At 64.3% G+C, this 5,141-nt stretch carries 7 protein-coding genes; all 7 read right to left on the bottom strand.

The genetic code is table 11. The annotated features are described in order from the left end of the window. On the bottom strand, window positions 1-220 hold a 220-nt coding region (locus L6D89_RS32050; RefSeq protein ID WP_445009257.1), incomplete at its 3' end, for a phage head morphogenesis protein. Between the two features lie 23 nt (window positions 221-243). Next, entirely contained in the window at window positions 244-1,818 is a 1,575-nt protein-coding gene (locus L6D89_RS32055; RefSeq protein WP_236202306.1) for a DUF935 domain-containing protein, read from the bottom strand. Then, window positions 1,818-3,401, bottom strand: a complete 1,584-nt coding sequence (locus L6D89_RS32060; protein ID WP_236202307.1) for a hypothetical protein — start codon at window positions 3,399-3,401, stop codon at window positions 1,818-1,820. Before L6D89_RS32060 ends, L6D89_RS32055 begins: the two co-directional genes overlap by 1 nt. Further along, the gene (locus L6D89_RS32065; RefSeq protein WP_192401393.1) at window positions 3,398-3,910 is read right to left on the bottom strand and encodes a DUF3486 family protein; all 513 of its coding nucleotides are present in this window, start codon (window positions 3,908-3,910) and stop codon (window positions 3,398-3,400) included. Before L6D89_RS32065 ends, L6D89_RS32060 begins: the two co-directional genes overlap by 4 nt. A 1-nt stretch (window position 3,911) precedes the next feature. Continuing rightward, entirely contained in the window at window positions 3,912-4,232 is a 321-nt protein-coding gene (locus tag L6D89_RS32070; RefSeq protein ID WP_236202308.1) for a hypothetical protein, read from the bottom strand. Beyond that, complete coding sequence (locus L6D89_RS32075; protein ID WP_054906978.1) at window positions 4,225-4,599, bottom strand: hypothetical protein; 375 nt, start codon at window positions 4,597-4,599, stop codon at window positions 4,225-4,227. Before L6D89_RS32075 ends, L6D89_RS32070 begins: the two co-directional genes overlap by 8 nt. Beyond that, a partial coding sequence (locus L6D89_RS32080; RefSeq protein ID WP_236202309.1) for a hypothetical protein occupies window positions 4,599-5,141 on the bottom strand: 543 nt, incomplete at its 5' end. The genes L6D89_RS32075 and L6D89_RS32080, both read right to left, overlap by 1 nt.

Raw genomic sequence — 5,141 nt, forward strand, 5'->3', positions numbered from 1 at the left:
GCTTGACCAGGAGCGGCTGCAGCTCGCGGCGGAAGGTGTTGAAGTCCTGGCCGCCGTCGACCATCTCGTCCACGGCTGAGCGGATCGCTTCCAGGATGTCCAGCTTCATGGCCTTGGCCACCGTGAAGATGGTGGCGTGCTCTTCCTGGAACACATCGCGATGGTCAAAGCCAGGCTTGATGCCCTTGGCGCGCAGCCAATCTAGCGCTTCCTTTGGCACTGGAACCTGAGGTTGATCTGTCGTCAAAGCGCGTCCCTCGCATCGCCCAGGGCGCGTGCCTTGAAGCTCGCGGAGGCCAGCGCGTCAATCAGCTGGGCGGGGTCCATCTCATCGAGCAGGCCAGCCAGGCCAGCCTTGAACTCGTCGAAGTCCTTCGCCTTGTTGGCCAGCGCCTGGATGGGGTCGAGCACTGGGCGTATCAGCGGCTCCCAGTCACTCAGGTCGTCGTCGGCCAGCTGGTCCAGCTCGTCGCGCTGCAGCTGCTCGGCGTTCAAGGCCAGGCGTTGCCTGCTGCAGCCGCGACAGCTGCAGGTCTGCTCATGGTTGAGAGCTTGCGGCATCAGTTGGTCATTGATGGGACGCAGTACTTCGGCCCCTTTCTCCGGTGCGGCCAGGCCGAACTTGTCCAGGATCGCAGCGGAATCAACACGCAGGCCACGGTCGATGAAGGGGCCGAGCGCGTCGGCAAGTACCTTGAGGTCCTCGGGCTCCGTTACCTGGAGTACAACTCGTGGGTATTCCTCTTGCGGGCCGTAGTTCAGGTCGACGAACACGCGCACCAGGTCGCGGTTGACCGTGGCGGCCAGTTGCTTGGCGTCGGCCTTGAGGATGTCCTTGCGTACTTCGTTGTGGACGTTCGCCTGACTCTGGCTGGAGCCATCATCCGTGGTCATGGTCTGGCCCAGGACCGCCTTGCTGATCTGCTTGTCCAGCCACTCGGCCAGCTTCTCGAACAGGTCGGCACCACCCGCCGCGTTGGCGATCTCCTGAAACTCGATCTTCATGCCGTCCGGCATAACCGCTGCCGCATCGGCGGCCAGTTGGGCCACGGCGCGGCGCAGCACGGCGATGTCGTCAGGCTTCGCACCAGGGCCATAGCGGCCGATCCGCAACGGAATGCCGTACAGCTCGGCAAAGCGCATCCAGTCCTTCTGGCCGAATGCCTTGCACATGAACGCCACGGCGACCAGGCGAGCCACACCGCCCCGGATGGGAAGGCCTGACTTGAGCCGAGGCGTATGGACCAGAAGGCGATCAGGCGGCAGATCGGCCAGGGAGCCATCGAGCTGCAGCAGCTGCAGGCGCTCCCCAGTCTCTCGGTCGAACTGGAACCAGCGCGGATCACGATGCTTGTAGGCTTTGGGCCAGAGCTTCTCTCTGCGGTACTCCCACAGAGGCTCAACTACCGAGTATCCCTTTCCGATGGCGTCCAGGAGGTCATCAAGCATGTCGCCAAACTGCGGCGCGTCCACCAGCTGGCGCACCGAGTCGGCGATCTCCTCGGCTCGCAGCTCGCTGCTGGCGGGCTCAACGGCAATGGACAGGCCAGATACTGCGCGCTTGCGCGTGCCCAGGACCGCCGCATAGTGCGGGTCCTTCTCTTCCATTTCCTCGGCCAGCGTCAGGTAGTCCCGCGCATCGCCTTGGGCGGCCGCCTGCAAGATGGCACGCAGCCGGCCTGGGTCGATGCTGGTTGAGATGTTGTCCGTCGACCAGGCCTGGCGCACGCCGGTAACGCTGGCATGCACCACTTCGTCCAGGATGTCGACCTTCTGGATCGGGCGCCCAGTGCTATCGAGAATGGGGGAGTTGGCCATTACAGAACACCTCTGACGCCCCAGCCAGAGGTCTGGTGATCGTCGTCGAATTTGTCGGAGTTGGAGGAACGCACGGCGTCATAGCCGTACTGCTCGATCTCCATGCGGCTGGCGAACCGCGCCAGAGCGGTGGCAATACCGGCGTCACCGTGGCGCTTGCCGCCATCGGTTTCCGTGGTGCGCAGGTCAGGGATGCGTGCCACCCCTCTGACCATCTTGAAGGCGCGCATATCGCCGATGTAGTCGCGGTCGCTGGGGAGGTCGTACAGACTGCCGTCTTCCAGGTCAGCCTTGAGGCCGGGCATGTTGTCCCGATACCAGCCCTCGGTCAGCATGACTTGGCTGATACGACTGTGGCCGTAACGGATCGCTGCGGATTCGGCCAGTTGCTGGCCGTTACCTCGGGCGTCATGGGCGCCTGACATGAAGCTCGGCAGCCGGTCGACGATGTAGAACAGAATTTGCTCCTGTTGCTTGAACGGCACGCCGCGCAGCTCGACCAGGAACGGCGGTCGCTTGCGGCTGTCTTGCTCCATGACCAGCGGCACAATCACCGAGAGGTCGCCACTGCGGGCGAAGTCCATGCCGTAGAAGCTCCAGACATTGTGGGGCAACTGTGCCAAAAGCGGCGCAAGTTCACGCTCACACCACGCCCAGCTGTCCGCCAGCCGCAGATGTTCATCCGTGGTGACGTAGCCCACGGGATAGGCCAGGCGCAGCACCGGCACACCGGCTCGACTGCGCTTCTCCAGGAGCGACAGGGAAAGATAAGTGCCGCCGCCCTGGCTGGGGATGCAATCCAGTTCTTCGTTGGCCGCGTCGCCATAGAAGCCATAAACGTCCGCGACCCACTCGGCTTCATTGGCCGCGTCGTAGGGGATGCCCTTACGCAGGCACACTCGCTTGTACAGGCCATCCTCGACCGCTTCACGGAAGGTGCAGCGGAACAGCTCGCCCTTGCGCTTGCCCGAGCGAATCTCGTCGATCAGCTCGTTGAAAGGGTTGTCCGTGCCGTTGTGGGTGCTGATGACGTGTACTTCGCCGCCCCAGATCAGCAGGGCCAGCGCTGCCTTGAGCAGCTCGGCCAGGTCCGGGTGGAAGGCAGCCTCATCGATCACCACAACGCCCTGGCGGCCCCGCAGGTTGGATGGCCGACTGGTCAGGGCAACGATGCGGTAGCCACTGGGGAAAGAGATGGTGAAGGTCTTGATGTGCTTGTCGGGGTCTTCGTCTTCCCAGATGCCTTGCTCGATCTCGCCGGCCGCGTAGTTGAAGGCCCGCGCCCACATGGCGCAGGCCTGGATGTACTCGACCGTCATGTCCTGGTTGTAGCCCAGGTAATAGACGTTCATACCTCCCGCCCTGGTCGAGCTGGCGGCCACCAGCACGTTGTCAGCCGCTTCCGCCCAGGTCAGACCGATCCGGCGCGACTTCTCGCCGACCTTGAGCGGGGCACGAATTCCGGCCCATCGCTGCTGGTAGCCCAGCAGTACAGCCGGCACGTCCACCACCGTGCCCTGGGAAATGATGTCAGCAAGCGGTGAGCGCTCCGGCTCTGGCGTCTGCGCGGGTGCAAGCTTCACGATGCCATCCCCAGGATTTCCCGGCGAATCTCGTCGCGCGCCTGGGCGCTCAAGCCGCCCTTGGTCGTGATCTTGTCGACCTTGGCTGCAGCTGCCTCGGCACGGTCGCGGAACTCGGCCTTCCATTTGAGCTGCACGACAGACGCGCGGCCCAGCTCAGCCACGGCCTTCGCTACCTTGGGCAGGTCCAGCTTGCCCTCGGAGGCCATCAGCAGCTTGAACAGGTGATCCTGGACCAGGCGCATTAGCGCCTCGTTGACGGCGCCCTCATCGTCAGGGGCCGCCGTCACCACGGCTTTTGCCTGCTCGCTGGACTCTCGGAGCGCCGCGAGGCGGTCTTCGAAACTCTGGCCGTAGGCGTGCAGTGCAGACTTGCCGATGCTGTAGCCGCGCGCCTCCAGCTCAGCAGAGAGTGCCTCGTAGCCAGAGAAGTTGGTGTCGACCAGGTACTGGTCGAGCCAGGCCTTCATCTCGGGCGGCAGCTGTTTCACCTTCGAACGGGGCGGCATGTCAGGCGCTCCCGTTGCCCCAGTACTTCTCGGGGCGAGCGATACCGGGGTGGCATTCGATGGCGTACTCGGCGATGTCGACGCCGTAGTGGGTCAGGCCACAGACCCAGTATCCAGAGGGTTTCTTGTCCAGAGTGACCAGGCTGCGGTCGGCCAGGTAGTCCAGTTCGCGGCGCAGCTCCAGCGGCGTGGCGTCCGGGTAGATGCCCTGGATGGTGGAGAGCACGACGGTTTCGTGCGGGTCCACGGGTCGCGAGGTGTTGAGGGTCAGCAGGATGAACCAGCGGAGGGATTCCCGGCGGGCCTTGGCGGGGTCAATCATTGCGCGCTCCTTTGAGCAGGATGTTTTCAAACTTGAGCGCCAAGCCGTCCAGCTTGGCCTCGATCACGGACTGCCCACGTACCCAGTCCTCTCGGCGGACGTACTCCATGGGCAGCTCGGCCTTGAAGTTGAGGAAGGCGCGCTCCAGCTGCTGCACCGCCAGCGCGTCCTTGTCCTGGCGCTCTAGGACCTTGGCGAAGTTCTTTTCCCAGTGCTCGCCAGCCTCGCGGCGAGCCTCGTCCTGGGCGGCGAACTTCTCGGAGAGGCGTTTCTCGAACTGCCACAGCAGCAGTCGGACCAGGCCGACCACAATCCCGGCAAAGGTGGACAGCAGCGTGATTGCCCAGCCGATCATTTCGGTTGCCATCAATGGCCCTCCAGGACGTTGATCAGAGCGTCCAGCTGAGCGGCCGTGCCTTGGCACTGCTCGGCATAGCGGACGTGGTGGGCCAGGACGGCGCGCTGATCGATGCCTGAGGGGAGTTGCTCAGCGGGGTCGTCTGCGGTGGCCGGCGCAGCAGTTCCTGTGGGATCAACCGCGGCTGGCATTCGGGCTCCGGTTGCTTCGTCGTAGATTCGCACCCAGCCGCGAGTAAGCACGCAAGCAGGCACAGGCTTAGGCGGCGCGTCGAGCGCGTCCCGGTATAGGTCGTTGACACGGGCAATCTCTCCAGAGAGTCGGTCGGTGGTGTTGCGGTACTGGCGTTTCTTCTCGGCCAGGTCGGCGGCAAGCTTGTCCGCGCGGCCGGCCTCTTCCTGCAGGCGCTTCGCGCTGGCTTTGGCATCCGCCTCTGCCTGCTGGGCTCTGCGGGCTTCTGCCTCGGCGTATTTGCGTTGCTGCAGCTCCAGGACGGCCTTGCCCTCGGCCTGAGCCGTGGCGTACCCCTGAGTCCGCGCGATGGACTGCAT

The organism is Pseudomonas pseudonitroreducens (assembly GCF_021603645.1).
GTDB lineage: Bacteria > Pseudomonadota > Gammaproteobacteria > Pseudomonadales > Pseudomonadaceae > Pseudomonas > Pseudomonas pseudonitroreducens.

Excerpts from the sequence above, each read along its gene's own strand:
- L6D89_RS32075 (WP_054906978.1), bottom strand. The coding sequence starts at position 4,599 with ATGGCAACCGAAATGATCGGCTGGGCAATCACGCTGCTGTCCACCTTT.
- L6D89_RS32065 (WP_192401393.1), bottom strand. The coding sequence starts at position 3,910 with ATGCCGCCCCGTTCGAAGGTGAAACAGCTGCCGCCCGAGATGAAGGCC.
- L6D89_RS32070 (WP_236202308.1), bottom strand. The coding sequence starts at position 4,232 with ATGATTGACCCCGCCAAGGCCCGCCGGGAATCCCTCCGCTGGTTCATC.
- L6D89_RS32055 (WP_236202306.1), bottom strand. The coding sequence starts at position 1,818 with ATGGCCAACTCCCCCATTCTCGATAGCACTGGGCGCCCGATCCAGAAG.